25 protein-coding genes are annotated in these 26,125 nt (G+C 62.1%); 16 read left to right on the top strand and 9 right to left on the bottom strand.

Going from position 1 to position 26,125, the window contains the following annotated elements; all coding sequences use genetic code 11:
• Positions 1-72: 72 nt before the first annotated feature.
• From GEV39_RS00550 to GEV39_RS00530, 5 genes are all read left to right on the top strand, one after another.
• Entirely contained in the window at positions 73-288 is a 216-nt protein-coding gene (locus GEV39_RS00550) for a DUF1127 domain-containing protein (RefSeq protein ID WP_003256968.1), read from the top strand.
• Between the two features lie 303 nt (positions 289-591).
• Entirely contained in the window at positions 592-909 is a 318-nt protein-coding gene (locus GEV39_RS00545) for a DUF2388 domain-containing protein (protein ID WP_054913238.1), read from the top strand.
• An 87-nt stretch (positions 910-996) separates the two neighbouring features.
• Complete coding sequence (locus GEV39_RS00540; protein ID WP_173887132.1) at positions 997-1,290, top strand: DUF2388 domain-containing protein; 294 nt, start codon at positions 997-999, stop codon at positions 1,288-1,290.
• A gap of 37 nt (positions 1,291-1,327) precedes the next feature.
• The gene (locus tag GEV39_RS00535; protein WP_009683561.1) at positions 1,328-1,648 is read left to right on the top strand and encodes a DUF2388 domain-containing protein; all 321 of its coding nucleotides are present in this window, start codon (positions 1,328-1,330) and stop codon (positions 1,646-1,648) included.
• Complete coding sequence (locus GEV39_RS00530; protein WP_173887130.1) at positions 1,645-3,600, top strand: DUF7844 domain-containing protein; 1,956 nt, start codon at positions 1,645-1,647, stop codon at positions 3,598-3,600. Before GEV39_RS00535 ends, GEV39_RS00530 begins: the two co-directional genes overlap by 4 nt.
• An 82-nt stretch (positions 3,601-3,682) precedes the next feature.
• Here the strand turns inward: GEV39_RS00530 and GEV39_RS00525 are convergent, their stop codons facing one another.
• Complete coding sequence (locus GEV39_RS00525; RefSeq protein WP_029885362.1) at positions 3,683-4,084, bottom strand: GFA family protein; 402 nt, start codon at positions 4,082-4,084, stop codon at positions 3,683-3,685.
• A gap of 267 nt (positions 4,085-4,351) precedes the next feature.
• On the opposite strand from GEV39_RS00525, the gene GEV39_RS00520 reads away from it, so the two are divergent.
• The 9 genes from GEV39_RS00520 to GEV39_RS00480 all read left to right on the top strand — a co-directional run bounded on the left by GEV39_RS00520 (position 4,352) and on the right by GEV39_RS00480 (position 14,660).
• A complete protein-coding gene (locus GEV39_RS00520; RefSeq protein ID WP_009683564.1) occupies positions 4,352-5,659 on the top strand; it encodes a CitMHS family transporter in 1,308 nt (435 codons plus the stop codon).
• Positions 5,660-5,728: 69 nt separating this feature from the next.
• Entirely contained in the window at positions 5,729-6,499 is a 771-nt protein-coding gene (locus tag GEV39_RS00515) for a TerC family protein (RefSeq protein ID WP_029885361.1), read from the top strand.
• A 245-nt stretch (positions 6,500-6,744) separates the two neighbouring features.
• The gene (locus GEV39_RS00510; RefSeq protein WP_173887128.1) at positions 6,745-8,403 is read left to right on the top strand and encodes a Na/Pi cotransporter family protein; all 1,659 of its coding nucleotides are present in this window, start codon (positions 6,745-6,747) and stop codon (positions 8,401-8,403) included.
• A gap of 30 nt (positions 8,404-8,433) precedes the next feature.
• Complete coding sequence (locus GEV39_RS00505; protein WP_173887126.1) at positions 8,434-9,840, top strand: M16 family metallopeptidase; 1,407 nt, start codon at positions 8,434-8,436, stop codon at positions 9,838-9,840.
• 154 nt (positions 9,841-9,994) lie between these two features.
• A complete protein-coding gene (locus GEV39_RS00500) occupies positions 9,995-11,017 on the top strand; it encodes a DUF5924 family protein (RefSeq protein WP_173887124.1) in 1,023 nt (340 codons plus the stop codon).
• Positions 11,018-11,110: 93 nt separating this feature from the next.
• Positions 11,111-12,244: an ABC transporter permease gene (locus GEV39_RS00495; protein WP_173887123.1), complete on the top strand. Its 1,134-nt coding sequence runs from the start codon at positions 11,111-11,113 to the stop codon at positions 12,242-12,244.
• A complete protein-coding gene (locus GEV39_RS00490) occupies positions 12,241-13,032 on the top strand; it encodes an ABC transporter ATP-binding protein (protein ID WP_009683570.1) in 792 nt (263 codons plus the stop codon). Before GEV39_RS00495 ends, GEV39_RS00490 begins: the two co-directional genes overlap by 4 nt.
• Positions 13,033-13,035: 3 nt before the next feature.
• Positions 13,036-13,974, top strand: coding sequence for an MlaD family protein (locus GEV39_RS00485; protein WP_173887122.1), 939 nt, complete (start codon positions 13,036-13,038; stop codon positions 13,972-13,974).
• Positions 13,971-14,660, top strand: a complete 690-nt coding sequence (locus GEV39_RS00480) for an ABC-type transport auxiliary lipoprotein family protein (RefSeq protein WP_249414313.1) — start codon at positions 13,971-13,973, stop codon at positions 14,658-14,660. Before GEV39_RS00485 ends, GEV39_RS00480 begins: the two co-directional genes overlap by 4 nt.
• Positions 14,661-14,839: 179 nt before the next feature.
• On the opposite strand, the gene GEV39_RS00475 is transcribed toward GEV39_RS00480, so the two are convergent.
• The 6 genes from GEV39_RS00475 to GEV39_RS00450 form a co-directional block, all read right to left on the bottom strand.
• Positions 14,840-16,069, bottom strand: a complete 1,230-nt coding sequence (locus tag GEV39_RS00475; protein WP_173887121.1) for a spore maturation protein — start codon at positions 16,067-16,069, stop codon at positions 14,840-14,842.
• 132 nt (positions 16,070-16,201) lie between these two features.
• On the bottom strand, positions 16,202-17,530 hold the full coding sequence (gene gltP / locus GEV39_RS00470) for a glutamate/aspartate:proton symporter GltP (protein WP_009683574.1): 1,329 nt from the start codon (positions 17,528-17,530) through the stop codon (positions 16,202-16,204).
• Between the two features lie 746 nt (positions 17,531-18,276).
• Positions 18,277-18,747, bottom strand: a complete 471-nt coding sequence (locus GEV39_RS00465; protein ID WP_173887120.1) for an inhibitor of vertebrate lysozyme family protein — start codon at positions 18,745-18,747, stop codon at positions 18,277-18,279.
• Between the two features lie 2 nt (positions 18,748-18,749).
• Positions 18,750-18,911: a DUF1328 domain-containing protein gene (locus GEV39_RS00460; protein WP_003252966.1), complete on the bottom strand. Its 162-nt coding sequence runs from the start codon at positions 18,909-18,911 to the stop codon at positions 18,750-18,752.
• A 41-nt stretch (positions 18,912-18,952) separates the two neighbouring features.
• Positions 18,953-19,243: a hypothetical protein gene (locus GEV39_RS00455; protein WP_029885352.1), complete on the bottom strand. Its 291-nt coding sequence runs from the start codon at positions 19,241-19,243 to the stop codon at positions 18,953-18,955.
• Between the two features lie 174 nt (positions 19,244-19,417).
• Positions 19,418-20,239 carry a BON domain-containing protein gene (locus GEV39_RS00450; RefSeq protein ID WP_173887119.1) on the bottom strand — a complete coding sequence of 274 codons (822 nt, stop codon included), beginning with the start codon at positions 20,237-20,239 and terminating at the stop codon, positions 19,418-19,420.
• Between the two features lie 210 nt (positions 20,240-20,449).
• On the opposite strand from GEV39_RS00450, the gene algB reads away from it, so the two are divergent.
• Entirely contained in the window at positions 20,450-21,796 is a 1,347-nt protein-coding gene (algB, locus tag GEV39_RS00445) for a sigma-54-dependent response regulator transcription factor AlgB (RefSeq protein ID WP_029885350.1), read from the top strand.
• Complete coding sequence (locus tag GEV39_RS00440) at positions 21,793-23,574, top strand: KinB sensor domain-containing domain (protein WP_173887118.1); 1,782 nt, start codon at positions 21,793-21,795, stop codon at positions 23,572-23,574. Before algB ends, GEV39_RS00440 begins: the two co-directional genes overlap by 4 nt.
• A gap of 11 nt (positions 23,575-23,585) precedes the next feature.
• On the opposite strand, the gene GEV39_RS00435 is transcribed toward GEV39_RS00440, so the two are convergent.
• Both GEV39_RS00435 and GEV39_RS00430 read right to left on the bottom strand, forming a co-directional pair.
• Positions 23,586-25,193, bottom strand: coding sequence for an EAL domain-containing protein (locus tag GEV39_RS00435; protein ID WP_173887117.1), 1,608 nt, complete (start codon positions 25,191-25,193; stop codon positions 23,586-23,588).
• 135 nt (positions 25,194-25,328) lie between these two features.
• The gene (locus GEV39_RS00430) at positions 25,329-26,117 is read right to left on the bottom strand and encodes an N-acetylmuramoyl-L-alanine amidase (RefSeq protein WP_029886308.1); all 789 of its coding nucleotides are present in this window, start codon (positions 26,115-26,117) and stop codon (positions 25,329-25,331) included.
• Positions 26,118-26,125 lie beyond the last annotated feature (8 nt).

Raw genomic sequence — 26,125 nt, 5'->3', positions numbered from 1 at the left:
ACAAGAGAGGAGGATCATTGGCATCAGTTAAATCACTACCTAATCCCGCCATAAGCGGAAGGATGAAGCATCATGGAACGTACCCTCAGTTCCGGTCTGGTTTTTGAAAGCAACGCCCAGCAATCCAACGCATCGCTGCCGCTGCGCGCACTGTCCACTCTGCTGCTGTGGCAGCGCCGCATGGCAAGCCGCCGTCAACTGGCTCGCCTGGACGCTCGCCTGCTGGCCGACGCTGGCATCAGCGAGTCGCAGCGTTACGAAGAGCTGAGCAAGCCTTTCTGGCGCTAAGCACCGGCTTGCCGGCTTCGGCCGGCACCGCGAATTCCTGAAACCCGTTGCAGGCAACTGCGACGGGTTTTTTATTTGTGGCATACAGCGCTTAGCGCCGAGCGCTGGACAGGTACAGTTTTTAAATACAAAAAATTAACCAACACAGTTCCGCAGGGCCTTCTTCAGTTAACATCTGGAAACACCCGCGCGTGATACGCTTGGCTTGGCAGTCTGGTAGAAACCACTGTCATACGTACCGCGACCAGCAATGCGAGCGTCCGATAAGCAGAACCACCCGACCCGAGTTCAGGAGTCCACGAAATGTCCCGTAAATATCTGATTGGCGCCGCTCTTATGCTGAGCCTGGCTGGCACCGCAAACGCCACCAGTTTCGTCGTCACCACCGACGCTGTAGTAGGGGCGGTAGCTGCGTCCACCGACGCCACCTCGGATGTTTCTTCGTCGTTCCGTGACGATAAAATCGTCCAGGCCGCCCGTGACGACGCTGCCAGCTTCGTAGGCAGCCAAGGCGATATCCGCGGTGCCAAGCTGGAAAGCGCGTTCCTGCACATCCGCGCACAAATGCCGAGCCTGCAGGCCAGCGACGCCGAACTGGCCCAGGCCATCCTGGCAATCTAAGCGCCGACAAGCGCCCAGGCTGTGCCGGGTGCCCCCGTACAGCCGGGCCAGCCCTCGCCACCGTTCATTCCAGTTGTCGTAGAACCCATGCGTTATCTGTTGCCGCTGCTGTTTTCCCTTGCCGGCATGGCCAGCGCCCATGCCATGGACACCACCACCCAAGGCCTGGTGATCTCGGCCTACGCCACCAGCCAGGTCACCACTGCACCCTTTGACCGCAAATTGGTGCGTGAGGCGCGTGACGATGCCGCGGCATTCGTCGCCACCCATGGCCAGATCCGCGGTGCACGGCTGGAAGCTGCCCTGGAATCATTACGCCATAATTGCGTGCGGCAGGGCGTTGGCGATCTGGAACTGGCGCAAGCAATTCTCGTCCAATGACTACATCTGACTCCCTGTAATTTTTCGGAGATGCTCCATGCGTAAACCGCTGATTGCCGCTACCCTCGGCATGCTCCTGCTGGCTGACCTGGCCCAGGCACAGACCCTGGTGGCCACCAGCAACATCATCGTGCGTGCCTTTGGCCGTTCGATCGACTTCACCTCGGACACCACCACCTCGATCCGCGACTCGAAAGTGGTACGCGAAGCCCACGACGACGCGGCCAGCTTCGTGGCCAGCAACGGAGACATCCGTGGCGCGCAGCTCGAAGCTGCCCTCACCACCCTGCGCGAGCGCGTTCCGGAAGCACGCGGCGCCAGCGACCAGGTATTGGCCGAAGCAATCCTCGCACTGTGAAGCGCGTGCGTGCCTGGCTGCTCGGCTGCGCCCTGACGCTGCTCGGCACGCCCGCCTTGGCCAGCCTGCAGCTCGAGCTGCAGTCGTCCGGCCTCGACCCACAGCAAACCCAAGCCAGCCAGGCCCTGCTTGACGAGGCCATGGCCAAGCTGCCCCCGCGCTTCAAACAGCAACTCGACCGCCGCGTGCAGGTCAGCTGGAGCGACAACATGCCAGCCGACGCCTATGGGCAGGCCACACTGGTGTCTACCCTTCAGCTCAACCGTCGCCTGCTGCCCGGGCTCACCGATGGCAGTGCCGCCACTGAGCGCACCAACCGCCCTCATGGCACCGTGCGACAAGAGCTGCTGGCCACTGTGCTACACGAACTCAGCCATATCTACGACCGTGCGCGCCTATGGCCCAGCCGCGAAAAATCGCTGATTGCCCGCTGTAAACGCCAACAGGGCACCGTTGGCAAAATCGGCCTGCCTGAAGAATGCCGCGGCCAGGCTGAGCGCCGCTTCACCCTCAGCGATGACCCGCGCCTGCTTGACCTGGCCGGCTGGCCACAATACGTGGGCCGCCGGGGTGAGCGTGAGCAGCACAACGGCCAGTTCGTACGCAGCCCCGACAGCTATGAACTCAGCAGCCCCAAGGAATACCTCGCGGTGAACATGGAGTACTTCCTCCTGGACCCGAGCTACGGTTGCCGCCGCCCTGCGCTCAACCAGTACCTGCACGAGCATTTCGGCTGGGCACCGCCACAGCACACTTGTGCCAAGGGCTTGCCATTCATCAATGCTGGCAGCGACTTCGCCCGCCAGCCACTGGGCGAAATCGACCCCGAGCGGGTTTATGAAGTGGACTACCTGTTGGCCGAAGCCAACCAGAACCTGGTCAGCCGCTGGGGCCACAGCATGCTGCGCCTGGTCATCTGCAAACCCGGCCGCCCCCGCGGGCCAGACTGCCGCCTCGACCTGGACCAGAGCCTGGTGCTGTCGTACCGCGCGTTCGTCAACGATGTGCAGCTATCGAGCTGGGACGGCCTGGTCGGCGTCTACCCATCGCGTCTGTTCGTGCTGCCGCTGGGCCAAGTCATCGACGAATACACCAAGACAGAGCTGCGCAGCCTAGCCTCGGTGCCCTTGAAGCTGAACCGCGCAGAAGTTGAAAACCTGGTGCGCCAGGCTGCTGAAATGCACTGGAGCTACGACGGCAACTACTGGTTCCTGTCCAACAACTGTGCCGTAGAGTCATTGAAGTTGCTGCGCAGCGGCACCGCAAACCCGCAATTGAATGACCTGGACAGCATCATGCCCAACGGTTTGCTGGCCGTGCTCAAGGGCAGGGGGCTAGCCGACACGAGCGTGCTCGACAACCCCCGCGAGGCACTGCGCCTGGGCTACCGCTTCGACTCTTATCGCGAGCGGTACCAGGCCATGTTCGAGGTGCTGCGCAAGCAATTGCCGATCAAGCAGCAACTGGTGGAGGACTGGCTGGCGTTGAGCGCCGAACAACGTCGCCCCTGGTTCGCCCAGGCCGACCTGCGCACCAGCGCTGCGCTGTTGCTGCTGGAGCAGGCCAGCCTGCGCCGGCAATTGTTGCTGGCCCAGGACGAGGTCAAGCAGCGCTACCTGAATGCCGCAGCGCTGAAAGATGGCAGCGTCAACAAGGCCGATGCCACGCTCAAGCAAATGCTTGCCAACAGCGGCTTCCTCAGCCGCCCGGCAGAATTGCTCGACAGCAAAGGCTATGGACTGCCGCAGCCCGAAGAACGCGAACACCTGGAGCGGGAGAGCAAGGAACGGCAGGCCCGGTTGCTGCGCCTGAGTACCAACCTGGACAAGCAGGTGAGGGCGCTGCTGGACCCTTCGCGGGCCAGGGAAATTTCTGCGGTAGAGGCCAATGTGAAGCAGATAGGCGAGCATTTGCGGGCACTGCACAAGGCTGCAGGTGGCCTGCAGTTGTAATTGCGCCTATCCGCGGCGAGCCGGCTTCCACCTAGTGGAGTTGGCTTGCCAGCGGCAGGACCCGCAGCACGAGCACAGCATCTTAAAGGCGTTCCCCGTGCTCCCCCGGCAAATCCTCATCAAGGTGCAGCCAAGGCAACCGGCTGCCTACCCAGATATGGCGGTTGGCGCGCACGCCCTCCGGGTGGTCGAGGGTGGCTACGGTCACATCGATGGTCTCGGGACTGTGCGTGGTCACCAGCGCCACATGGGCCCCACACCGCCCACAAAAGTAACGGCTGCAACTGGGCGGGGCCACGTAGCAGTTCGGCTTACCCGTTAACCAATGGAAATCCGAGCGGGGTAGGGTGAGCCAGGTCACGACCAGCCCACCACTTACCCGCCGACAGATCGTGCAGTGGCAGTGGGCGATGTCCGTCAGGTCACCCGCCAGCCGATACCGCAACGCGCCGCAATGGCAGCCACCCTCGGTCACATGCTGCATCATCTACCTCTCGTCGCCTTTGCATCAGCGAAAGCTGGCTGAAAGCTTGTGCTCATAGGATAGCCCCCACCACCGGCACAAGACCGGTCAGCCAGGGCACCCGGTAACAACCGCGCCCGGCCCAATCAACAACAACAATGGTGATCCTGATGTATTCCTGTGCCCGCCTTCGCGCAATCTCCCTCCCCATGTTCCCCGTGCAGCGCCAAACGCGCTGACCCGCCCGAATCGACGTTCCTTTCGTAGCGCCACGCCTGGAGTATTGCCATGCTGACCTTCCTCGGCTTTGCCATGGTCATCACCTTCATGTACCTGATCATGACCAAGCGCCTGTCGGCCTTGATCGCGCTGATCCTGGTACCGATCCTGTTCGCCGTGTTCGGCGGTTTTTCCGCCAAGATCGGCCCGATGATGCTCGAGGGCATCAGCAAGCTCGCGCCTACCGGCGTGATGCTGATGTTCGCAATCCTGTATTTCGCCCTGATGATCGACTCCGGCCTGTTCGACCCGGCCGTGCGCAAGATCCTCAAGCTGGTCAAGGGCGACCCGCTGAAAGTCTCGGTGGGTACCGCCGTACTGGCCCTGGTGGTTTCGCTCGATGGTGATGGCGCCACCACTTACATGATTTGCTGCGCCGCCATGCTGCCGATGTACAGCCGCCTGGGGATGAGCCCGCGAATCATGGCCGGCCTGACCATTCTGGCCGGCGGCGTGATGAACATGACCCCTTGGGGCGGCCCGACCGCACGTGCCGCCAGCGCCCTGCACGTGGACCCGTCGGACATTTTCGTGCCGATGATCCCGGCCATGTTGTTCGGCGTACTGGCCATCCTGGCCATTGCCTACCTGTACGGCAAGCGTGAGCGTGCCCGCCTGGGTGAACTGCACCTGCCAACCGATGACACCGACCATAGCGATATCACCGTTTCGCAATTCCCTGAGGCCCGCCGCCCCAAGCTGCTGTACTTCAATGGCGCGCTGACTGCCGCCCTGATGGTCGCGCTGATCGCCGGTATCCTGCCGCTGCCGGTGCTGTTCATGATCGCCTTCAGCATTGCCATGATCGTCAACTACCCCTGCCTGCAACAGCAGAAAGACCGCATCGCCGCCCACGCCGGCAGCGTGCTGGCAGTCACCGGGCTGATCTTCGCCGCGGGCATCTTCACGGGCATTCTGTCGGGCACCGGCATGGTCGACGCCATGTCCAAGAGCCTGCTGGCAGTCATCCCTGAAGCGATGGGCCCGTACATGGCAGTGATCACCGCAATCGTGAGCATGCCGTTCACCTTCTTCATGTCCAACGACGCGTTCTACTACGGGGTTTTGCCAGTGTTGGCCGAGGCCGCCAGCCACTACGGCATCAGCCCGGTTGAAATGGCCCGCGCATCGATCGTCGGCCAGCCGGTACACCTGCTCAGCCCACTGGTACCCTCGACCTACCTGCTGGTAGCCCTGGCCGGTATCGAGTTTGGCGATCACCAGCGCTTCACGCTCAAGTGGGCAGTGCTGGTGTGCCTGTGCATAATGTTCGCCGCGCTGCTGATGGGCATTTTCCCGCTGTTCAGTAGTCTTTAATAAACGCGTATTACCCCACCGCGACGCGCCCTGCAGGGCGCGTCGCCTTTACCGCTCGAAGGAAACAACATGGAATGGCTGACCAGCCCGGAAATCTGGGTTGCCTTTTTTACCCTCACCGCGCTTGAGATCGTCCTCGGGATCGACAACATCATCATGATCTCGATCCTGGTCAGCCGCATGCCCAAGCACATGCAGCCGCGCACCCGGATCTTCGGCCTGGCCCTGGCCATGGTCACCCGCATCATGCTGCTGTTGTCGATCACCTGGGTCATGCGCCTTACCGCCGACCTGTTCGTGGTGCTCGGCCAGGGCATCTCCGGGCGTGACCTGATCCTGTTCTTCGGCGGCCTGTTCCTGCTGTGGAAAAGCTCGCAAGAGATCTACCACGGCCTGGAAGGTGAGGACGAAAACGATGAAGCGCCCAAAGGCGCAGGTGGCAAGTTCTTCTACACCATCATTCAGATTGCCATCATCGACATCGTGTTCTCGCTGGACTCGGTGATCACCGCAGTAGGCATGGTGTCCCACGTGCCAGTGATGATCGCTGCCATCGTCGTGGCCGTACTGGTGATGATGCTGTGCGCCGGCGCCATCAGCAACTTCATCGACAAGCACCCATCGCTGAAGATGCTCGCACTGTCGTTCCTGATCGTGGTCGGTACCGTACTGATCGCCGAAGCGTTCGACGTGCACGTGCCCAAAGGCTACGTCTACTTCGCCATGGCCTTCTCGCTGGCGGTAGAGGCCATCAACATTCGCATGCGCACTGCCCTGGCCCGCAAGGACGGCAAAGAGCATGACCCAGTGAAACTGCGCAAGGACATTCCGGGTCAGTAAGAGCGGAACGTGCAGGACAGCGGGGGCCCTACGGGGCCCCTTTTTCATTTTTGAATGGCTGCTACGTTGCGCCTGCAAGACCGGCAATGATTCATTCACGGTATGTTTCAAATTGATGACTACCGTGCGAAGCTGGCAAGCACTGCGTAAAACAGCTAAAGCTTTGAGTGAGCAATGAAAACCTATTCGAACGCTCACGTTTCTTCCCTTGGCCCCATGGGCCTGTGCTTCAGGGGGCCTTCGCCATGCTGACCCTGCTCAACCTGCTCTCGGCCGTAACGCTACTGGTCTGGGGCACCCATATCGTGCGCACCGGCATCCTTCGGGTATTCGGCTCGAATCTGCGGCGCATCATTGGCCAGAACATGAACAAGCGCCCGCTGGCATTCATTGCCGGCATTCTGGTCACTGCCATGGTGCAAAGCAGCAACGCCACGGCCATGCTGGTCACCTCGTTCGTCGGTCAGGGCCTGATGGCCATGACCCCGGCCTTGGCAATCATGCTTGGCGCCGATGTCGGCACCGCGCTGATGGCCCGGGTACTCACGTTGGACCTTTCATGGCTGTCGCCGCTGTTGATCTTCCTTGGCGTCATCTTTTTCCTTTCGCGCAAACAGACGCGGGCTGGCCAACTGGGCAGGGTGGGTATCGGGCTGGGCCTGATCATCCTGGCGCTGGAGCTGATCGTACAGGCCGCCGCACCCATCACCCATGCCCAAGGCGTAAAGGTGGTGTTCGCCTCGCTGACGGGCGACATCATGCTCGATGCCCTGGTCGGGGCGATGTTCGCCATGGTCTCTTATTCCAGCCTGGCGGCCGTTCTGCTCACGGCAACCCTGGCCGGTGCCGAGGTCATCAGCCTGCCGGTAGCCATTGGCCTGGTAGTCGGCGCCAACATCGGCAGTGGCCTGCTGGCGTTCATCAGCACCAGCATGCAGAACGCCGCCGGCCGCCGGGTGGCCTTGGGCAGCCTGCTGTACAAGCTGATCGGCCTGGTGCTGATCATTCCCGTCCTGCACCCGCTGGTAGGCTGGATGGACTCGCTGAGCTTCAGCCCGCAAGAGCTGGTCATCGGCTTCCACCTGCTCTACAACACCTCCCGTTGCTTGCTGATGCTACCCACGGTCAACCCCATGGGTCGGCTGTGCAATGTGCTGCTGCCCGAGCGGGAACACAGCAACGGCCAGATCCGTGCGCGCCACCTCGACGCGTCCGCACTGGAGACCCCCAGCCTGGCCCTGGCCAATGCCGCACGGGAAACCCTGCGCCTGGGCGACATCGTCGACAGCCTGCTCGAAGCCATGCTGGGGGCCCTGCGGGGCACCCAGACGGCGCTACCCCAGCAGGTTCGCGCCCTGGGCGAAGATGCCGACGCCCTTTACAGCGCGATCAAGCTGTACCTGGCGCAGATGACACGCGAGGACCTCAGCGAGCAAGACAACCGTCGCTGGGCTGAAATCATCGAAGTGGCTATCAACCTCAAGCTGGCCTGTGACCTCATAGAACGTATGCTGCGCAAGGTCCAGCAGCAGAAGACCACCCAGCGCCGTGAGTTTTCCCAGGTCGGCCTGGAAGAACTGACCGGCCTGCAGGAACAATTGCTGGCCAACCTGCGCCTGGGCTTGTCGGTGTTCCTCAGCGCCGACCCGGAAAGCGCCCGCTTGCTACTGCGCGAAAAACGTCGGTTCCGGGCCCAGGAGCGGCGCCTGGCCCACGCCCACGTCAGCCGCCTGCAACGCAAAGTCATGCAAAGCCTGGAGACCAGTTCGCTACACTTGGAGCTGATCGCCGACATGAAGCGTTTGAACTCTTTGTTCTGTAGCAGTGCCTATGTGGTACTGGGCGGCTCGGACACCGGCGGGTTGATGCTCGACAGTGTGCCGGATGAAGCCAGCCAGCCTTGATTCTGCCTAGCTGAGGACCCTAGCTCGCCCATGCGTTGCCTGATGTTCGTTTGCCTCCTGATCTGCAGCCTGCCCACTTTCGCCCTCGACCGGTCGCGGGTGGAAGGCTACCTGTTGCCCAACGGCCTGCAGGTGATTCTGAAAAATGGCTACGAGCGTGACCATGTGGCGATACGCCTGGTGGTCGGGGTTGGGCTGGATGATTTCGATTGCGAGCAGAAAGAGCTGCCGCACCTGCTTGAACACCTGTTGTTCAGCGGCATCGATGAAACCGGCGAAGGCGGCCTGGAAGAGCGCCTGCAGGCGCTTGGCGGGGAATGGAACGCCTTTACCAGCAGTGCCGATACCACTTTCGTCATCGAAGCCCCGGCGCGCAACCAGCGCAAGGTACTCGACCTGTTGCTGGCGGTCATCCGCGATACCCACATCGATGCCAAGGCCCTGGCCACCGCCAAACGTATCATCGAACGCGAGGATGGCGGCCACTACGGTCACCTGCAGCGCTGGCTCGACCGCCAGGACATCGGCCACCCCGCCAGCGACCAACTGGCCACCGAGCTGGGCCTGAAGTGCCCAGAGCGCTCCAACGTCGACGACATGACCCTGGAACAGGTCCAGGCCCTGCGCGACCGCTGGTACGCCGCCAACAACATGACCCTGATCATGGTCGGTGGCCTGGACCGCCTGTTGCCGGCCTATCTGGAACGCTCGTTTGGCGAGCTGCCGGCCACCGAGCCGGAAGAGCGCCGCAACCTGGAGAGCATCACCCAGCAGGCCGAACAGCGTCGCGATCTGACCCGTGGCTGGCTCGGTGACGGCGTGAAACTGCACTGGCTCTTCATCGAGCCGGTACTGGACAACGACCACCAGGCCACCCTTGACCTGCTGGCACGCTACCTGGACTGGGCCATCTACGACCAGCTGCGCCTGCGCAATGGCTTGTCGTACGGGCCCTCGGTGCAGCGCGAAAGTTTTGGTGACACCGGCCTGCTGAGCGTCAATGCCGACCTGGAGCGCGATGACATCGACAAAGCCGTAGCGGTCATGCAGCGGTTGTTCAAGCACCTGCGCAAAGAGGGGCTGGACCCGGATACGTTCGCCCGCATCAAGGATGCCAGTGTCGCCAAGGAAAGCTGGAGCACCCAAGGCAACAGTGCCTTGGCCGATTACTACTGGGGAGCGCTGAACGACTACATCGACGGCCGCTTCACCAACCCGGTGCGCAAACTGCGCCAGGTCACCCTGGAGCAAGCCAACCAGGCGTTGCGGGAATTGCTCAAGGAAGACGGCTACGTACGCATTGAAAAGCCGCTGCTGGGTTATGACGAATTCTACGGGCTGGGTGCCCTGCTGGTAGGGCTGCTCCTGGCCGCGGGGCTGATGCGCTGGCGGCGGCATGGCCTGCAGCGGCCGAGCGGTGCTACACGCCGGCGGTGAATCGGCGGTATTCTTTTGCCAGTACCGGCCTCTTCGCGGGTAGCCCGCTCCCACAGGGCCCCCACTGTTGCAGAAGCTGTGGTAATCCTGTGGGAGCGGGTTTACCCGCGAAGCGGCCGGCACAGCCACCCGACTTTCTCCTGTTGTAGAGCCAATGCCCCAGATCCCCCGCATCGTCCAGCGCATCATCGAACTGCTAAAACGCTATCCCGGCATCATCGCGCTTGGGGGTTTTCTTTCCGGCATCGGCAGCTTCATCCTGGTCGACCGCCAGGCCGGCCTGGCCAGTTGGGTTGCCGTGCTGATGCTGGTCAGCTGGGTGTGGCTGATGCTGGAAAACACACTCACCGGCCTGTTCGCGCGCACGTTCAACCGCGAAATCCCGCAGCCACTGCTGCGCTACGCCACGCAGATGATCCACCAGGAAACACTGTTCTTCGTATTGCCCTTCTTCTTCATCACCACGACCTGGAACAGCGGCCAGCTGGTGTTCACCGGCTTGCTCGGCGCTGCCGGCCTGGTTTCGATCATCGACCCGCTGTACTACAAATGGCTCGCTCCGCGGCGCTGGCTGTTCCTGGCGCTGCATACCCTGACCCTGTTCGCTGCGTTGCTCACGGCACTGCCGATCATCGTCCACCTGACCACCGCACAAAGCTTCAAGCTGGCGCTGATCATTGCCATGGCGCTGTCGTTTCCCAGCCTGGCCAGCAGTTTTCCCATCAATAACTGGCGCCGGGCTGTGGCCTTGGTGCTGGTCACGTTGTCGGTGGGTGCTGGCGGCTGGTTGTTGCGCTCCTGGGTACCACCGGCAACCCTGTGGATGACCGAGGTGGCGGTGAGCACCGAAGTGCTGAACCGCCAGCCAGGCGAGTCGCTGCACGAAATTGCCGCCAGCAGCATTCGCAGCAGCGGCTTGTACGCCTACACCGCCATCAACGCACCACGCGGCCTGAATGAGCGGATCTACCACGTGTGGCAGAAGGACGGCCAGGAGGTGGACCGCATTGCCCTGGACATCCACGGTGGGCGCAAGGAAGGCTACCGGGCCTGGACCCACAAGCAGAACTTCCCACCCAACCCGGTGGGCAGGTGGCAGGTGCGGGTTCTGACCGAAGATGGCCAAGTGATTGGCGTACTGCGCTTCAAGGTGGTCGACGATGCGCCAGCCGGGTAATCAACACTTGCTGGCACACAGCACATAATCACCAAACAGCCCCGGCCTGCTGCGCTATGATCAGCCCCTGAGCCTTAGCGCCGAGTCAGTTGCATGGAGCCTATGACCACCCCCAGCCTCACTCTGGATACCAGCAGTCAACCGGCCTGCCTGCGCATTGCCGGTGACTGGACCTTGGCGCACTACGCCAGCCTGAAACGCGACAGCGAGCGGCTGCGTGCGCAATACACCCCCGACACCGTCGCCGACCTCAGCCAGCTGGGGCGCTTGGATACGGCCGGTGCGTCGCTGCTGGCTGAACTGCTCGGCACCGAGCGTCTGTCGCGCTGCACCCACGAGCTGCCGGAAGCCAACCGGGCGCTGCTGAAGAATGTCTACCAATCGGTCCAGGACTATTGCATCCCGGCCAAGGAGCCCGAACGCAACGTGCTGCTGTTGCTGCTGGAGCGTATAGGCTGCGCCGTCGGCACCCTGTGGCAAGACAGCATGCAACTGCTCGGCTTCATCGGCGTCATCCTCGAAACGCTGCTACGCCGTGCCCTTCAGCCACACCGCTGGCGCATCACCCCGGTCGTCGCACACATCGAACAGACGGGGCTGGATGCGGCGCCAATCGTGGCCTTGCTGACCTTTCTGGTGGGTGCCGTGGTGGCCTTCCTCGGCGCCACGGTGCTGGCCGACTTCGGCGCAACGGTGTTCACCGTCGACCTGGTGGCGTTCTCGTTCCTGCGCGAGTTCGCCGTGTTGCTCACCGCCATCCTCATGGCCGGCCGCACCGCCAGCGCATTCACCGCGCAGATCGGCTCGATGAAAGCCAATGAGGAAATAGACGCGATCCGCACCCTGGGTCTCAACCCCATGGAACTGCTGGTGGTACCCCGGGTGCTGGCCCTGCTGATTACCCTGCCGCTGCTCACGTTTGTCGCCATGCTTTGCGGTATCGTCGGCGGGGCCGTGGTGTGCGCCCTGTCGCTGGGCATTTCGCCGGCCATGTTCCTGTCATTGCTGCAAAGCGATATTGGCGTGCAGCACTTTCTGGTCGGCCTGGCCAAGGCGCCGTTCTTTGCCTTTCTGATTGCCGCCATTGGCTGCCTGGAAGGCTTCAAGGTCAGCGGCAGTGCCGAGTCGGTCGGGGCACACACGACTTCGGCCGTGGTGCAGTCGATCTTCGTGGTTATCGTGCTCGACGCGGTGGCCGCGCTGTTCTTCATGGAGATGGGCTGGTGAACCGACGTGAGAGCGTGATCGAAGCCCGCGGCATCTGTAACCGCTTTGGCCGGCAAGTGGTGCACGAAAACCTCGACCTGGACCTGTACCGCGGCGAGATCCTTGCCGTGGTGGGCGGGTCTGGTAGCGGCAAGTCGGTGCTGCTGCGCAGTATCATCGGCCTGCGCCGGCCCAACGAAGGGCAGATCAAGGTGTTCGGCCAGGACCTGGCCGGCCTGCGCGAAACGCAGCGCTCATTGGTCGAACGGCGTTTTGGCGTACTGTTCCAGAAGGGCGCGCTGTTCTCTTCCCTGACAGTGACCGAGAACGTTGCCCTGCCACTGATCGAGCATGCCGGGTTATCCCGCGCCGATGCCGAGCACCTGGCCGGGGTAAAGCTGGCATTGGCCGGGCTGCCGATCTCGGCGGCCGACAAGTACCCTGCTTCTTTGTCGGGGGGCATGATCAAGCGCGCAGCGCTGGCCCGGGCCCTGGCCCTGGACCCGGACATACTGTTCCTCGACGAGCCGACCGCAGGCCTGGACCCGATCGGCGCTGCGGCCTTCGACCAGTTGATCCTCACCCTGCGCGATGCGCTCGGCCTGTCGGTGTTCCTGATCACCCACGACCTTGACACCCTCTACACCATCACCGACCGCATCGCCGTACTGTCGCAGAAAAAGGTGCTGGTGGCCGGCCCATTGGCCGAGGTCGAACAGACCAACGACGCCTGGATCCAAGAATACTTTCACGGCCCACGCGGGCGCGCAGCCGAACAGGCCGCCACCCGCACTGGCCAGGAGCGCTGAGCAATGGAAACCCGAGCCCATCACGTTCTTATCGGCCTGATCACCGTCCTGGTGGTAGCCGGTGCCATGCTGTTCGGCCTGTGGCTGACCAAGTCCAGCGTCGACGATGCGTTCAAGGACTACGAAGTCGTGTTCAACGAGGCAGTCTCAGGCCTGTCTCGTGGCAGCCCGGTGCAGTACAACGGGATCAAGGTGGGTGACGTTTCCACCCTGCGCCTGGACCCTAAAGACCCGCGTCGGGTATTGGCACGGGTGCGCCTTAGCGGCGACACCCCAGTCAAAGAAGACACTCAGGCCAAGCTGACCCTGGCCGGGGTGACCGGCAACTCGTTCATCCAGCTCAGCGGCGGTACCCCACAGAGCCCCGAGCTGAAAGGCAAAGACGGCAAGCTGCCGGTGATCATCGCCTCGCCATCGCCCATCTCGCGCCTGCTCAATGACAGCAGCGACCTGGTGACCAACATCAACTTGCTGCTGCACAACGCCAACCAGATGTTCTCCGAGGGCAACATCGACCACCTCAGCAATACCTTGGCCAACCTCGACAAGACCACCGGCGCCTTCGCCGGGGAGCATGGCAGCATCAGCCAGGCTATCGAGCAACTGGTCCAGGTAGGCAAGCAGGCCAGCGCGACCCTGGCCGAAACCCAGGTGCTGATGCGCAATGCCAATGGCTTGCTGGGCACCGAGGGCAAGCAGGCCATCGGCAGCGCCGAGCAAGCCATGCAGTCGTTGGCGCAGAGCACTGCCACAATCAATAGCCTGCTGAAGGACAACAGCGAAGCCATCGGCGACGGCGCCCAGGGCCTGAACCAGCTGACCCCAGCCATTCGCGAATTGCGCGAAACCCTCAACGCACTCAAAGGCATTTCCCGGCAACTGGAAGCCGACCCCAGCGGCTACCTGCTCGGCCGCGACAACAACAAGGAGTTCCAGCCATGAAATCGTCGCTGCGCTTACTGGCCTTGGCGGTCACGATTGGGCTGGCCAGCGCCTGCTCGATCCTGCCCACGAGCGAGCCTGTGGACCTGTATCGCTTGCCCGTCAACCAGGTCAGCCGCAGCGCGCCGCCGCTGGACTGGTCATTGCGCCTGAATAAACCGCTGGCCAGCGAGGTATTGGCCGGGCCACGGATTGCGGTCATCCCGCAGGGCAATGTAGTCAGCAGCTACAAGGGCGCGCGCTGGAGCGATCCGGCCCCGGTGCTGCTGCGCAACCGTCTGCTCGACGGCTTTCAGCGCGACGGCCAGGTGCAGCGCCTGAGCGCCGACGACAGCAATTTGCAGGCTGACTACGAGCTGGCTGGCGAGTTGCAGGCGTTCCAGAGCGAATACCGCGCGGACGGCACCGTGGAGGTGGTGATCCGCTATGACGCACGGCTGGTGCAAGGCCGCACTCAGCGTATTCTCGCCAGCCAGCGCTTCGAGGTCCGCCAGCCGCTGGCAGACAAGCAAGTAGCCGGGGTAGTGGCCGGGTTTGGCCAAGCGTGCGATCTACTCACCGGGCAGGTGGTCGAGTGGGCGATTGCCAGGCTGGCAGCAGCACAATCCGCTAGGGTTAACCCGCTGTTGCCTCCACGCCACAGGGCTGCCGACAGAGCCGCCAATATGTGGCCAGGCACCGTGTAGGAGCGGGTTTACCCGCGAATGCGGTGGCAGATGCGGCGGTAAATGGCCAGGAGACAGCTGCCAGCAGGCCCGGCCTCTTCGCGGGTGAACCCGCTCCTACAACGGGCGGGCCAAGGCGCCGATACGCGTTTACCGCCGGCGCTACTTGCAGCCTGGTGCGGTGTTGGCCCGCAGATCGTTCAGGCAAAGAACCAGTAGCACACGCAGATGGCTGCCACTACACCAGAGAACTCGGCCAGCAGCGCACACCCCACCGCATGCCTCGCCCGCTGGATGCCCACCGCGCCAAAATACACCGCCAGCACATAGAAAGTGGTCTCGGTACTGCCCTGAATGGTTGCCGCCACCAGTGCGGGGAAGCTGTCCACCCCTTGGTTCTGCATGGTCTCGATCAGCATTGCCCGCGCTGCGCTCCCAGAGAACGGCTTGACCAACGCTGTCGGCAGGCCTTCGACAAAACGCGTGTCCAGGCCCAGCCAGTTGACCGCATGGCGAATACCATCCAACGCCAATTCCAGCGCGCCCGAGGCCCTCAGCACGCCCACAGCCACCAGCATGGCCACCAAGTAGGGGAGCAGGCTCTTGGCGACGTCAAAGCCTTCTTTGGCGCCCTCGACAAAGGCTTCGTACACCTTCACCTGCCGCAAGGCACCGATCACCACGAACAGCATGATCACGCCGAACAGCGTCAAGTTGCCCAGGATCGACGACAAGCTGGCCAGTGCCGCCGCCGACAATGTGCCCAGGAAGGCCATGAAGCCACCCAGCAGCAGCGCACCGGGTATGAAGTAGGCAAGTACGACCGGGTCCCACAAACGCAGGCGTTGCATGACGGCCACCGACAACAGCCCTACCAGGGTCGAGACGCTGGTGGCCAGCAGGATCGGCAGGAACACCATGGTCGGGTCGGGCGCGCCTTGCTGGGCGCGGTACATGAAGATGGTCACAGGCAGCAGGGTCAACGAAGAGGCGTTGAGCACAAGGAACAGGATCTGCGCGTTGCTCGCCGTGGTGCTGCTGGGGTTCAGCTCCTGCAACGCGCGCATGGCTTTGAGGCCAATCGGTGTGGCGGCGTTGTCCAGCCCCAGGCCGTTGGCCGCGAAGTTCATGGTGATCAGGCCCAGTGCAGGGTGGCCGGGTGGTACTTCCGGCATCAAGCGCGCAAACAGCGGGCCCAGTACCTTGGCCAGCCACTCTACGATGCCGGCCTTTTCGGCAATTTTAAGAAAGCCCAGCCACAAAGTCAGGGTGCCAAACAGCAGCACCATCACCTCGACCGAGAGCTTGGCCATGGCAAAGATGCTCTCGACCATGGCCGCAAAAATGCCCGCGTTGCCGCCTATCAGCCATTGGGCCAGGGCGGAGACCGCCGCCACTAGGAAAAAGCCGAGCCAAAGGCCGTTGAGCATCCGTGTGTTCCCCCAGAAAAGTGCCCGAATGATAGCGTATCGGGGCGCAAGGCTGCAGACCGCGGCCGCGCAACATCACAGACAACAAAAAGCCCCGACGGGTCGGGGCTTTTTGTACAGCGGGGTATGAACTCAGCGCTTGGCCGCCTCGCCAACCACCGCAGTTTGCTGTTTGTCAGCCATGAGCGAGGCGTAGTACTGCTCGCCCTTGGCCGCATCGTACATGCCTTCCCAGCGCGAGATGACCAGTGCCGCCAGGGCGTTGCCGATCACGTTCAGCGCGGTGCGGGCCATGTCCATGATGCGGTCGACGCCGGCGATGAAGGCCAGGCCTTCCAGCGGAATGCCCACGCTGCCGAGGGTGGCCAGCAGTACCACGAACGAAACGCCCGGCACACCAGCAATACCTTTGGACGTTACCATCAGGGTCAGCACCAGCAGCAGCTGCTGGCTCCACGACAGGTCGATACCGTACAGCTGGGCAATGAAGATCGCCGCAATGCTCTGGTACAGAGTCGAACCGTCGAGGTTGAAGGAGTAGCCGGTCGGTACCACGAACGAGCAGATCGACTTCGGTGCACCGTACTTCTCCATCTTCTCGATCACCCGTGGCAGCACGGTTTCCGAACTGGAAGTGGAGTAGGCCAGGATCAGCTCATCTTTCATGATGCGCATGATCTTGATCACCGAGAAGCCAAACAGGCGAGCCACCAGGCCCAGTACCATGAAGGCGAAGAAGGCAATGGCGAAGTACACCAGCAGCACCAACTTGGCCAGCGGCAGCAGCGAGCTGAAGCCGAAGTTGGCGACAGTCACGGCGATCAGGGCGAACACACCGATCGGCGCGTAGTTCATGATCATGTGGGTGACCTTGAACATGGTTTCCGATACGGCCTGGAAGGTACGTACCAGCGGGTCGCGCAGCTCTGCCTGCAGGCTCGACAGCCCCAGGCCGAACATGACCGAGAAGAAGATGATCGGCAGCATTTCGCCACGCATCAGCGCTGCGAAGATGTTCGACGGGATCAGGTTGAGCAGGGTCTCGATGAAGGCGTGCTCATGCTGCACTTCGGCCGCGGTCGCCTGATACTTGGAAATATCCACGGTACCCAGCGTGCTCATGTCGATACCGGCACCTGGGTGGAACAGGTTCGCCAGCACCAGGCCGACGACGATGGCGATCGTGGTCACCACCTCGAAGTAGATGATGGTCTTCAGGCCAATGCTGCCCAGTTTCTTCGCATCGCCAACCCCGGCGATACCCACGATCAGCGACGAAATCACGATCGGGACGACGATCATCTTGATCAGGCGAATGAAGATGTCACCGGCGGGCTGGAGGACGTTACTGATCCACCAGGCCTTTTCTGCACTGAAGTGGTTCAGCAGCGCGCCGATTGCAACACCCAGCACCAGACCGATGACGATCTGCCAGGCGAGGCTCAGTTTTGCCTTCTTCATGTCTTTACCCTTTGTTCTAGTGGTCATGACACCGGGTGGAAACAGGCGTGGCAGAGCCCTTGGCCAAGTCACACGCAGTAACGGTTTCCGTCCGGCGACGTTATGTAAGGACACCGCAGGCGAGCGACAGGGCGCCCTGGCCAGCGAAAAAGGCGGCAACTATTGCGATGGCAGGGGGGGAAATCTAATGCCGGAAACGCATACCCCATGCAGGCTATGCATACCGTTTTCGACCGACGAGGTAGGTTTGCAAGTCGTTGATTTATAACGTTCGGGATCCCGAACAAGACGAGACAGCCATATTCAGGCGGATCTGGCACTCTCAAAAGAAGTGACAAATATGTCGTGTTCGACAATCCGAATGGCCGAAATGCCACAGGTGGGGGAGTCGATGCGGAGGGAAAAAATTTGATGTACGGTCGAGACAAAATGTGTCTCGGGGAAGAAAAGGCGCAAGGAAAGAGGCGTTTCCTACGTGGCTCCTCGGAAGTCAGGTCGGCTTGGGTATCCCAGCGATACCGCCGACCTGAAGCTTCCGATTCCGCCGTTCCTGACCCGGCCCAACGCTGGAGGCACTCCCTGTACCCCTAGGCCACTCCGATCATGCATCAACCAGAACAGCCCGGCCCCTTGGTCATGTGCAACCCCTCCTCGGGGCGGCGCATCATAGAAGGCTGAACGCTACAAAGGTTCAGCTTCTATTTCATGTCAGTGGGTGACCGTCCACCAGCACTGGCGACAAAGGCTCAGTACCAATTCGGGTCACGCTTGAGCTGCTCCTGCAGCATCGCCTTCATGCCGTCATCCGGCTTGCCCAGCCAACGGTACTGCGCATGCCGGGTTGGCGACTTGTCCTTGGGCAAGCCTTCAGGCACCTCCACGAGCATGCCGTAGGCATCATCCTTATCCCAGCTGAACGCCACGATCAGGCGCTTGTAGGTGCACTTGTCCTGAGCCTCGCAAAGGGGCCCGACCAAGTACTTGTCGCCATCTTCCGTAACAGCAGACATTTGCTGTTCCGAGCTGCCTGTCAGGTTGACCACCCAATCGGGCAGTCGCTCCTCGCCTTCGATCGTGTCCTGCCAGGTTTCCCGGTATTCCGGGTCCGAGCCCAGCAGCTGGTTGGCTCGGACCTGGCCATCATTGGCAGCCAGTGCCGCTGCACTGCTACCCATCAGCAGGGCAGCAGCCAGGGCAGTGTGTAGCATCCTGCTCATTGTCAACCTCGACCACGTCCGAAGAAGAAGGAGGCTACAAACAGGACCAGGAAGACAATGAACAGGATCTTCGCAATACCTGTAGCAGCGCCGGCGATACCACCGAAGCCCAGAACGGCAGCGACAATGGCGATGATGAGGAAAGTGATAGCCCAGCTCAGCATGGTGTTTCTCCTTTCTTTTTCAGAACTTCAAACGGTCCGCCTTAGAACACCCAGCGGTCTTGAGGGACGACGTGTTCCAGCGTGGCTGGCGACGCCGCTTTGCCTTGGGATGGCAACGGGTCCGCCGCCTTGACGAAACTGTTGGCCCGGGTGGACTGGATCTGGCTAAGCAGGGCTGTCTGCGCAGCCACTTGGTCGGCCAGACGCGCTGTTTGCCAGCTGTAGTAGAAGAGGCCAGCAGCCAAGGTCAAAACCAGTGCGATCCCCACCGACACCAGGTGGCGCAGTGACAGTGTGGCGACTTGCGAGTGGTTGACGGACTGGCGGTTCATGCCGGCTCCTCCTGCTGTAATTTTTGTTCAAACCTGAACAGGTAATTGCAGCCTGCATGCCAGCCCGACAAATAAATAAAAACCTTTAAAAAACAACAACTTAAGCATTAGGTCTAGCGCGCTTCAGGACGTATCCTGCACGATGGCCACTCTGGGGTCGTGCGAATTGCACGATCAGCCTTCGACCTTGGTCGCGACCTTCAGCAGATCGGCATCCACCCCCCGCACGCCAGTGATCTGCCGGGCTATGTCCACGGCGATGGTTTTTTGTTCCGCACTCACCACTTCGCCGGACAACCGCACCATGCCCTCCTCACTGGCCACTTTCAGGTTCAGCCCATCAAGGTTGCGGCTGTAGCGGTAGCTGCTCTGGATCTTGTCGATGATCCAGGGGTCACTTGGCTGCGGCCCGCTTGGCGTCCCTACAGGGGTTTCCCGTGCTTTGGCCATGGCGGCGCTGTCGAGGCTGACAAGGTTATTGACCAGGTACACGCCATCGGTAGTGCGCGCTACCACGCCCGCCAGCTCCTTGGCCTCGGCACTGTCGACTTTGCCGCGCAAGGTCACCACGCCCTCACTGCTTTGCACTTCTATGGCAGCCTTCTCGGTGGTACGGCTCCACAACAGCCGTGCACGGATCACGGCTGCCAGGGTGGCGTCCTCCAAGCGCTGGGCATAGGCGCGCAGCTCGAGCGGGCGCTCGACCAGTTCAGCGTTGACCCGCAGCTGGTTATCGACCTGTTCGACGCCGCGGGTGGCCAAGGCAACGTCTTCGGCCAGCCGGCGCTCCACCTCGTTTTCCACCTCGCCGGAAAGCCGCGCCTGTTTGCCGTCTACCTCGACCTTGATACGGAACGGGTTGAGCATGCGGTTCAGTGACAACGCCGTTTGCAACGCTCCTTCAAGCCGGGCGTCGTGCACGGGGTCCGCCAGAGCGGGGGTGAACACGGGGAGCAGAGCGGCTGCTAATACAGCGCTGCGTAGGGCAAAGGTCATGGCGTTACCTCCTTTTGTAGGCAAAAGCTGAAAATCATCGCAACCAATGTGCCACCCTATGCCTCTAAGCAAGGCACCGGGAAATGGGGCCTGAAGGCGTCCTTTAGCCATTGGCTAGCATGCAAAGGACAGAATCCCTCAGAATTGACCATGCAACTTGCCCGATTTTTCCCACACTAAATAAAGATCTACCCTTAAGGAGCGCAGGAAATGGAATCAGCCCAGGACAACCAAGGCCGCATTCTGCTGGTGGATGACGAGTCCGCGATCCTGCGCACTTTCCGCTATTGCCTGGAGGATGAGGGCTACAGCGTGGCCACCGCCAATAGCGCCGCCCAGGCAGAAAGCCTGCTGCAGCGCCAGGTGTTCGACCTGTGCTTCCTGGATTTGCGCCTGGGTGAGGACAACGGGCTTGATGTACTGGCGCAGATGCGCATTCAGGCGCCCTGGATGCGCGTGGTGATCGTTACCGCGCACTCGGCAATCGACACGGCAGTAGACGCCATCCAGGCGGGGGCCGCCGACTATCTGGTCAAGCCGTGCAGCCCCGACCAGCTGCGCCTGGCCACCGCCAAGCAACTTGAAGTGCGCCAACTCTCGGCTCGCCTCGAAGCGCTGGAAGGTGAGGTGCGTAAACCCAAGGACGGCCTCGACTCGCACAGCCCGGCGATGATGGCCGTGCTGGAAACCGCACGCCAAGTCGCTACCACTGACGCCAACATCCTCATCCTCGGCGAGTCCGGCACCGGCAAGGGCGAGCTGGCCCGCGCCATTCATGGCTGGAGCAAGCGTGCACGCAAAGCCTGTGTGACCATCAACTGCCCGTCGCTGAATGCGGAGCTGATGGAGAGCGAGCTGTTCGGCCATACCCGCGGCGCCTTCACCGGCGCCAGTGAAAGTACGCTTGGGCGGGTGAGCCAGGCTGATGGCGGCACGCTGTTCCTCGACGAGATCGGCGACTTCCCACTGACCTTGCAGCCCAAGCTGCTGCGTTTCATTCAGGACAAGGAGTACGAGCGCGTGGGTGACCCGGTTACTCGCCGGGCGGACGTGCGCATCCTGGCAGCCACCAACCTCAACCTCGAGGAGATGGTGCGCGAAAGCCGCTTCCGCGAAGACCTGCTCTACCGCCTGAACGTCATCACTCTGCACCTGCCGCCCCTGCGCGAGCGCAGCGAGGACATTCTGACCCTCGCCGACCGCTTCCTCGCCCGCTTCGTCAAGGAGTACTCGCGGCCGGCACGCGGTTTCAGTGAAGAAGCCCGCGCGGCGCTGCTCAACTACCGCTGGCCCGGCAACATTCGCGAACTGCGCAACGTAGTGGAAAGAGCCAGCATCATATGCCCGCAAGAACGGGTAGAAATCAGCCACCTGGGCATGGGGGAGCAGCCGGCTGGCAATGCCCCACGCGTTGGCGCAGCGCTTAGCCTCGACGAGTTGGAGCGTGCGCACATCGGTGCCGTACTGGCCGCCAGCGACACCCTGGACCAGGCCGCCAAGACCTTGGGCATCGACGCCTCCACCCTGTACCGCAAACGCAAGCAATACAACTTATGAAATGGCCCCCCATGAAGCTGCGCACGCGGCTTTTCCTCAGTATCTCGGCACTGGTCACCGTTGCGCTGCTCGGTCTGCTGCTGGGCCTGGTCAGTGTTCTGCAGATGGCCACGATGCAACAGCAACTGGTGCGCGACACCACCCACTCATTGGAGGTGGGGCTCAAGCTGCGGCAGAACCTTGGCGAGCAGTTGAACCTGATTCTGGATGACGACACCGCCCCGGAAAACCTGCGATCGCTCCAGGACAACTTCCAGTCCCTTCTGGCCAAGGGGCTGGAACAGGGCGGCGAGCGCACCGGTTTCAGCAAAGCCAACAGCAACTATCAAGCCTTCCTCCAGGCTTACCGCGACAGCCCGGCACCTGCCCGCAGCATGGGTGTGGACCAACCGCTGGGCGCCGCCTTCAATCAGGTCCGCACCGACCTGATCGACTCCCACAGGCAGGCCCTGGACCTGATTACCCGCAGCGAGGAACGCAGCCGTGACCGCGCCTTGCTGGTCAGCGGTGTGCTGGGTTTGATGGGCCTGGTGGTGCTGGTACTCGGGTTTATCAGTGCGCACAACATCGCCCGGCGCTTCGGCCAGCCGATCGAGGCGCTGGCAACGGCAGCCGACCAGTTGGGCAAGGGCAATTTCGATGTCACGCTGCCAGTCACCCAGGCGGCCGAACTCAGCCAGCTCACCCGCCGCTTCGGCTTGATGGCCGATGCCTTGCGCAAGCACCAGGCCACCAACGTCGACGAGCTGCTGGCCGGCCAGCAACGCTTGCAGGCGGTGCTGGACAGCATCGACGATGGCCTGTTGATCATCGACCGCCAAGGCCGGCTGGAACACCTCAACCCGGTAGCCCAGCGCCAACTGGGCTGGAATGACAGCCGGGTAGGCAGCAGCCTTGCCGAAGCGTTGCAACGGCCAGAACTGGAACAGCAGCTGCGCCAAGTGCTGCGGGGCGGCAGCCTGGACCGGCCACCAGACGACCTGAACATGGAGGTGGATGAAGAATCGCGCCTGCTCACCTACAGCCTGACCCCGGTCAGCCATCCGCAGGGGCCGATTCTTGGCGCAGTGATGGTGTTGCACGACGTAACCGAGCAGCGTGCCTTCGAGCGTGTGCGCAGTGAATTCGTGCTGCGCGCCTCCCATGAATTGCGCACGCCCGTGACCGGCATGCACATGGCGTTCGGCCTGTTGCGCGAGCGCGTCAAGTTCCCGCCAGAAGCGCGGGAGAATGACCTGCTGGAGACCATCGGCGAAGAAATGCAGCGCCTCACCCAGCTGATCAACGACCTGCTCAACTTCTCGCGTTATCAAAGCGGGCTACAGAAACTAGAGCTGGCCCCTTGTGCCATCGACGAGCTGCTGGAGCGCGCACAATTACGGGTTGCCGACCAGGCTGCGCACAAGCAGATCGAGTTGATCAGTGACCTGGAGCTGCCACTGCCGCGCATCCAGGGCGATGCCGCGCAGCTTGATCGGGTGCTGGACAACCTGCTGCACAACGCCATCCGCCATACGGACAAGGGCGGACGTATCCGCTTGCACGCCCGCCGCCATGCAGAGCGGGTGATCATCAGTGTCGAGGATGACGGCGAAGGCATCGCCTACGGCCAGCAAGGGCGCATTTTCGAGCCCTTCGTGCAGGTTGGCCGCAAAAAAGGTGGGGCGGGGCTGGGCCTGGCGCTGTGCAAGGAAATCGTGCAACTGCATGGCGGGCGCATGGGCGTATTTTCGCGGCCGGGTCAGGGCACGCAGTTCTATATGGCATTGCCTGTCTGACGCTCGCGCGACTACACCCTAGGGGGCCGTCGCGGCAATTGCCCGCGTGTGACCATCTGGGCAAACTGCCTGGCCGTTAACGGCCGGGCAAACAGCCAGCCCTGGCCGTAGTTGACCCCTTCACTGCTCAACAGCACCGCTTGGTCCTCACTCTCGATACCTTCGGCAATCACCCGCAGGTGGAGGTCGTGAGCCATGCGAATGATGTGTGGGGCAACGCCACTGCTGGCGGCATCATGGCCAAGGGCGTCTATGAACGCCTTGTCGATCTTCAGGCAGTCCACCGGCAACGTCTGCAGGTAAGCCAAGCTGCAATAACCAGTACCAAAATCGTCGATCAGCACCTGATGCCCCACGGCGCGCAGTGCCTGCAGATTTTCGCGGGCCACTACTACGTCGATCAAACCCCGCTCGGTCACCTCGAAGGCAATCTGGCTGGGCGCCACCCGGTGCAAGGCCAGCAGGCGCGCCGATACTCGGCCGATGCGCGGCTCCATCACATCGCAGGCCGCCAGGTTGATCGAGATATAAAGGCTGGGGTGCGAACGCAGCAACGGCCCAAGTTGTTCAAGCACACGTTGCAGGACGAAGTCCGTGATCTGGCGGATCTGCCCGGTGTTTTCCGCCAGCGGTATGAACAGGTCGGGGCTGGTCAAGGTACCGTCCGGGCGGCGCCAGCGCACCAGCGCCTCGGCGCCCACGCAGCGCCGGCTGCCAAGTTCGATGATCGGTTGGTAGAGCACCTGCAGCTCGCCGCGGCGCAGTGCACCCTGCAGCTCTGAGCTCATCGAGCGCCGCTGCAGGATCAGCTGCAACACCAGCCAGCCGATAAAGCAGGCGGCCAGCACGCTACCCGGGAACAACAGCCAGAGCATGCCGTTCATGCGCAAGGGCAAGCTGGCACGCGGAGCGATCAGCACCAGTTGGTAATCAGGCGACTTGGTCGGCATGCGGTAGATCAGGCGGTCACTGAGTTCGAGCAGCGACTTGTGGCTATTCGACCAGGCCGAGGGCGGCGGCCATACCGGTGGCGGGCCCAGGACCGGAATGGCGCGGGCACCGTTGTCGAGTACTACCACCAGGCTGCCACCCGGTGGCAGGTCGACCACATCGGTCAAGTGCCCACGTGAGGTCGAGACCAGGAACCTGCCCCGGCCAAGCATCAGCGCGGCGAGGTTCTCGTTCGGCTCCGTGGTGGTGTTGAGCCAGTAGCTGTACACCGGCCCCTTGATGTCCGGTGGCCGCAAGGGCACGAACGCGCGCTCGTCACCACGGTTTGAGCAGGCGACATTGCCGTCCACGTAGGCCGCTTCGTAAATGAAGCGCGAACTCAAGCCCACTTGCTGCAAGGCCGCCAACATGTCCGGGCTGCAACCGCGCAGCGGCTGTGCCTGCAACAGGTCGACACCCTCACGCAGTTGCCCGAATACTTGCTCAAGGCGCTCGAGAAAACGCTCGCCCTGGGCATTCATCTGCTCGCTTTCGCTCTGTTTCATCTGATGAAGGGCGATGCCGATGCTCGCAGAAAGCAATAGGGCGGCGCTGGCCAGTGCTGCCAGCGTGGCGAGCATCCAGGGACGGTAGAAAATTTGACGCAGCAAGCCAATGGCAGACGACATGGACGGCATCCAGTTGATAACTAAGGTATAGCAACTGAATCAATAATCACCTGCGCCGTTTGGCGCTTCGCTTGCCCCATGCCGGGCCCCGGCCAGCACGGGCAACGCCCTGCCACCGCGCGCGGCGTCTGGCAGTCAACGGGTCCGGTTGAGCACCTGCAGCATGGCCGCCGTCTGCGCATCCGGCATGCCGTCGAAACGTTGCGGGCGGAAGCGCATCTGGAAGGCAGCGATGACATGCCGGGTGGCTACATCGAGCACGCCTGTTTGCTCGATCTGATAACCAAACCGCGCCAGCTCCTGCTGATACCAGCCAACGCTGGGCGGGTTGACGTTGAAGTACGCTTGTTGCTGCGCTACGGCGTTGGCATCTGGCCAGACCCCCAGCCCAGCATCGGCCAGGCGTTTCCACGGGAACAAAGGGCCCGGATCAAGCTTGCGCAATGGGGCGATATCGCTGTGGCCAATGATATGCCGGGGCTCGATATTGTTACGTTTGACGATGTCCTTGAGCAACGCGATCAGGGCCTGGATCTGCGCCTCGCTATAGGGGTACCAGACCCGCCCGTTGGGTGTGTCGGCAAAGCCTGGGTTGACGATTTCGATGCCGATGGACGACGAATTCAGCCAGGTGCGCCCCTGCCACTGGCTGTCACCGGCATGCCAGGCGCGACGGCTCTCGTCCACCAACTGGTAAACCGTCGCCGGGCCATCACCAATCAGGTAATGGCTACTGACCTCACCATGGGTGAGCAACGCCAGCGAGCGTTCCAGCGAGGCATTGGTGTAATGCAAAACAACGAACTGGATACGGTTGTCCTGGTTCGCCGAAGGGTGGCTGCGGTCGATGCGCAGGCCCGTGGAGCAACCCGCGACGGTGAACAGCAGAAAGGTGATCAGGGTTTTTTTCAGCGTGGAAAGCACGTCGGTGG

It is taken from the genome of Pseudomonas sp. NY5710 (assembly GCF_013305665.1).
Lineage (GTDB): Bacteria > Pseudomonadota > Gammaproteobacteria > Pseudomonadales > Pseudomonadaceae > Aquipseudomonas > Aquipseudomonas juntendi.
This window is presented reverse-complemented; position numbering and strand designations above follow the sequence as displayed.

What these genes read in the sequence shown, in the direction of transcription:
- GEV39_RS00525 (WP_029885362.1), bottom strand. Translation starts at nt 4,084, where the DNA reads ATGCAGCATGTGACCGAGGGTGGCTGCCATTGCGGCGCGTTGCGGTAT.
- GEV39_RS00450 (WP_173887119.1), bottom strand. Translation starts at nt 20,239, where the DNA reads ATGACCTTTGCCCTACGCAGCGCTGTATTAGCAGCCGCTCTGCTCCCC.
- GEV39_RS00515 (WP_029885361.1), top strand. Translation starts at nt 5,729, where the DNA reads ATGGAATGGCTGACCAGCCCGGAAATCTGGGTTGCCTTTTTTACCCTC.
- GEV39_RS00460 (WP_003252966.1), bottom strand. Translation starts at nt 18,911, where the DNA reads ATGCTGAGCTGGGCTATCACTTTCCTCATCATCGCCATTGTCGCTGCC.
- GEV39_RS00550 (WP_003256968.1), top strand. Translation starts at nt 73, where the DNA reads ATGGAACGTACCCTCAGTTCCGGTCTGGTTTTTGAAAGCAACGCCCAG.
- GEV39_RS00505 (WP_173887126.1), top strand. Translation starts at nt 8,434, where the DNA reads ATGCGTTGCCTGATGTTCGTTTGCCTCCTGATCTGCAGCCTGCCCACT.
- GEV39_RS00500 (WP_173887124.1), top strand. Translation starts at nt 9,995, where the DNA reads ATGCCCCAGATCCCCCGCATCGTCCAGCGCATCATCGAACTGCTAAAA.
- GEV39_RS00540 (WP_173887132.1), top strand. Translation starts at nt 997, where the DNA reads ATGCGTTATCTGTTGCCGCTGCTGTTTTCCCTTGCCGGCATGGCCAGC.
- GEV39_RS00495 (WP_173887123.1), top strand. Translation starts at nt 11,111, where the DNA reads ATGGAGCCTATGACCACCCCCAGCCTCACTCTGGATACCAGCAGTCAA.
- GEV39_RS00435 (WP_173887117.1), bottom strand. Translation starts at nt 25,193, where the DNA reads ATGTCGTCTGCCATTGGCTTGCTGCGTCAAATTTTCTACCGTCCCTGG.
- GEV39_RS00475 (WP_173887121.1), bottom strand. Translation starts at nt 16,069, where the DNA reads ATGCTCAACGGCCTTTGGCTCGGCTTTTTCCTAGTGGCGGCGGTCTCC.
- GEV39_RS00455 (WP_029885352.1), bottom strand. Translation starts at nt 19,243, where the DNA reads ATGAACCGCCAGTCCGTCAACCACTCGCAAGTCGCCACACTGTCACTG.
- GEV39_RS00520 (WP_009683564.1), top strand. Translation starts at nt 4,352, where the DNA reads ATGCTGACCTTCCTCGGCTTTGCCATGGTCATCACCTTCATGTACCTG.
- GEV39_RS00535 (WP_009683561.1), top strand. Translation starts at nt 1,328, where the DNA reads ATGCGTAAACCGCTGATTGCCGCTACCCTCGGCATGCTCCTGCTGGCT.
- algB (WP_029885350.1), top strand. Translation starts at nt 20,450, where the DNA reads ATGGAATCAGCCCAGGACAACCAAGGCCGCATTCTGCTGGTGGATGAC.
- GEV39_RS00545 (WP_054913238.1), top strand. Translation starts at nt 592, where the DNA reads ATGTCCCGTAAATATCTGATTGGCGCCGCTCTTATGCTGAGCCTGGCT.
- gltP (WP_009683574.1), bottom strand. Translation starts at nt 17,530, where the DNA reads ATGAAGAAGGCAAAACTGAGCCTCGCCTGGCAGATCGTCATCGGTCTG.
- GEV39_RS00465 (WP_173887120.1), bottom strand. Translation starts at nt 18,747, where the DNA reads ATGAGCAGGATGCTACACACTGCCCTGGCTGCTGCCCTGCTGATGGGT.
- GEV39_RS00510 (WP_173887128.1), top strand. Translation starts at nt 6,745, where the DNA reads ATGCTGACCCTGCTCAACCTGCTCTCGGCCGTAACGCTACTGGTCTGG.
- GEV39_RS00485 (WP_173887122.1), top strand. Translation starts at nt 13,036, where the DNA reads ATGGAAACCCGAGCCCATCACGTTCTTATCGGCCTGATCACCGTCCTG.
- GEV39_RS00480 (WP_249414313.1), top strand. Translation starts at nt 13,971, where the DNA reads ATGAAATCGTCGCTGCGCTTACTGGCCTTGGCGGTCACGATTGGGCTG.
- GEV39_RS00440 (WP_173887118.1), top strand. Translation starts at nt 21,793, where the DNA reads ATGAAATGGCCCCCCATGAAGCTGCGCACGCGGCTTTTCCTCAGTATC.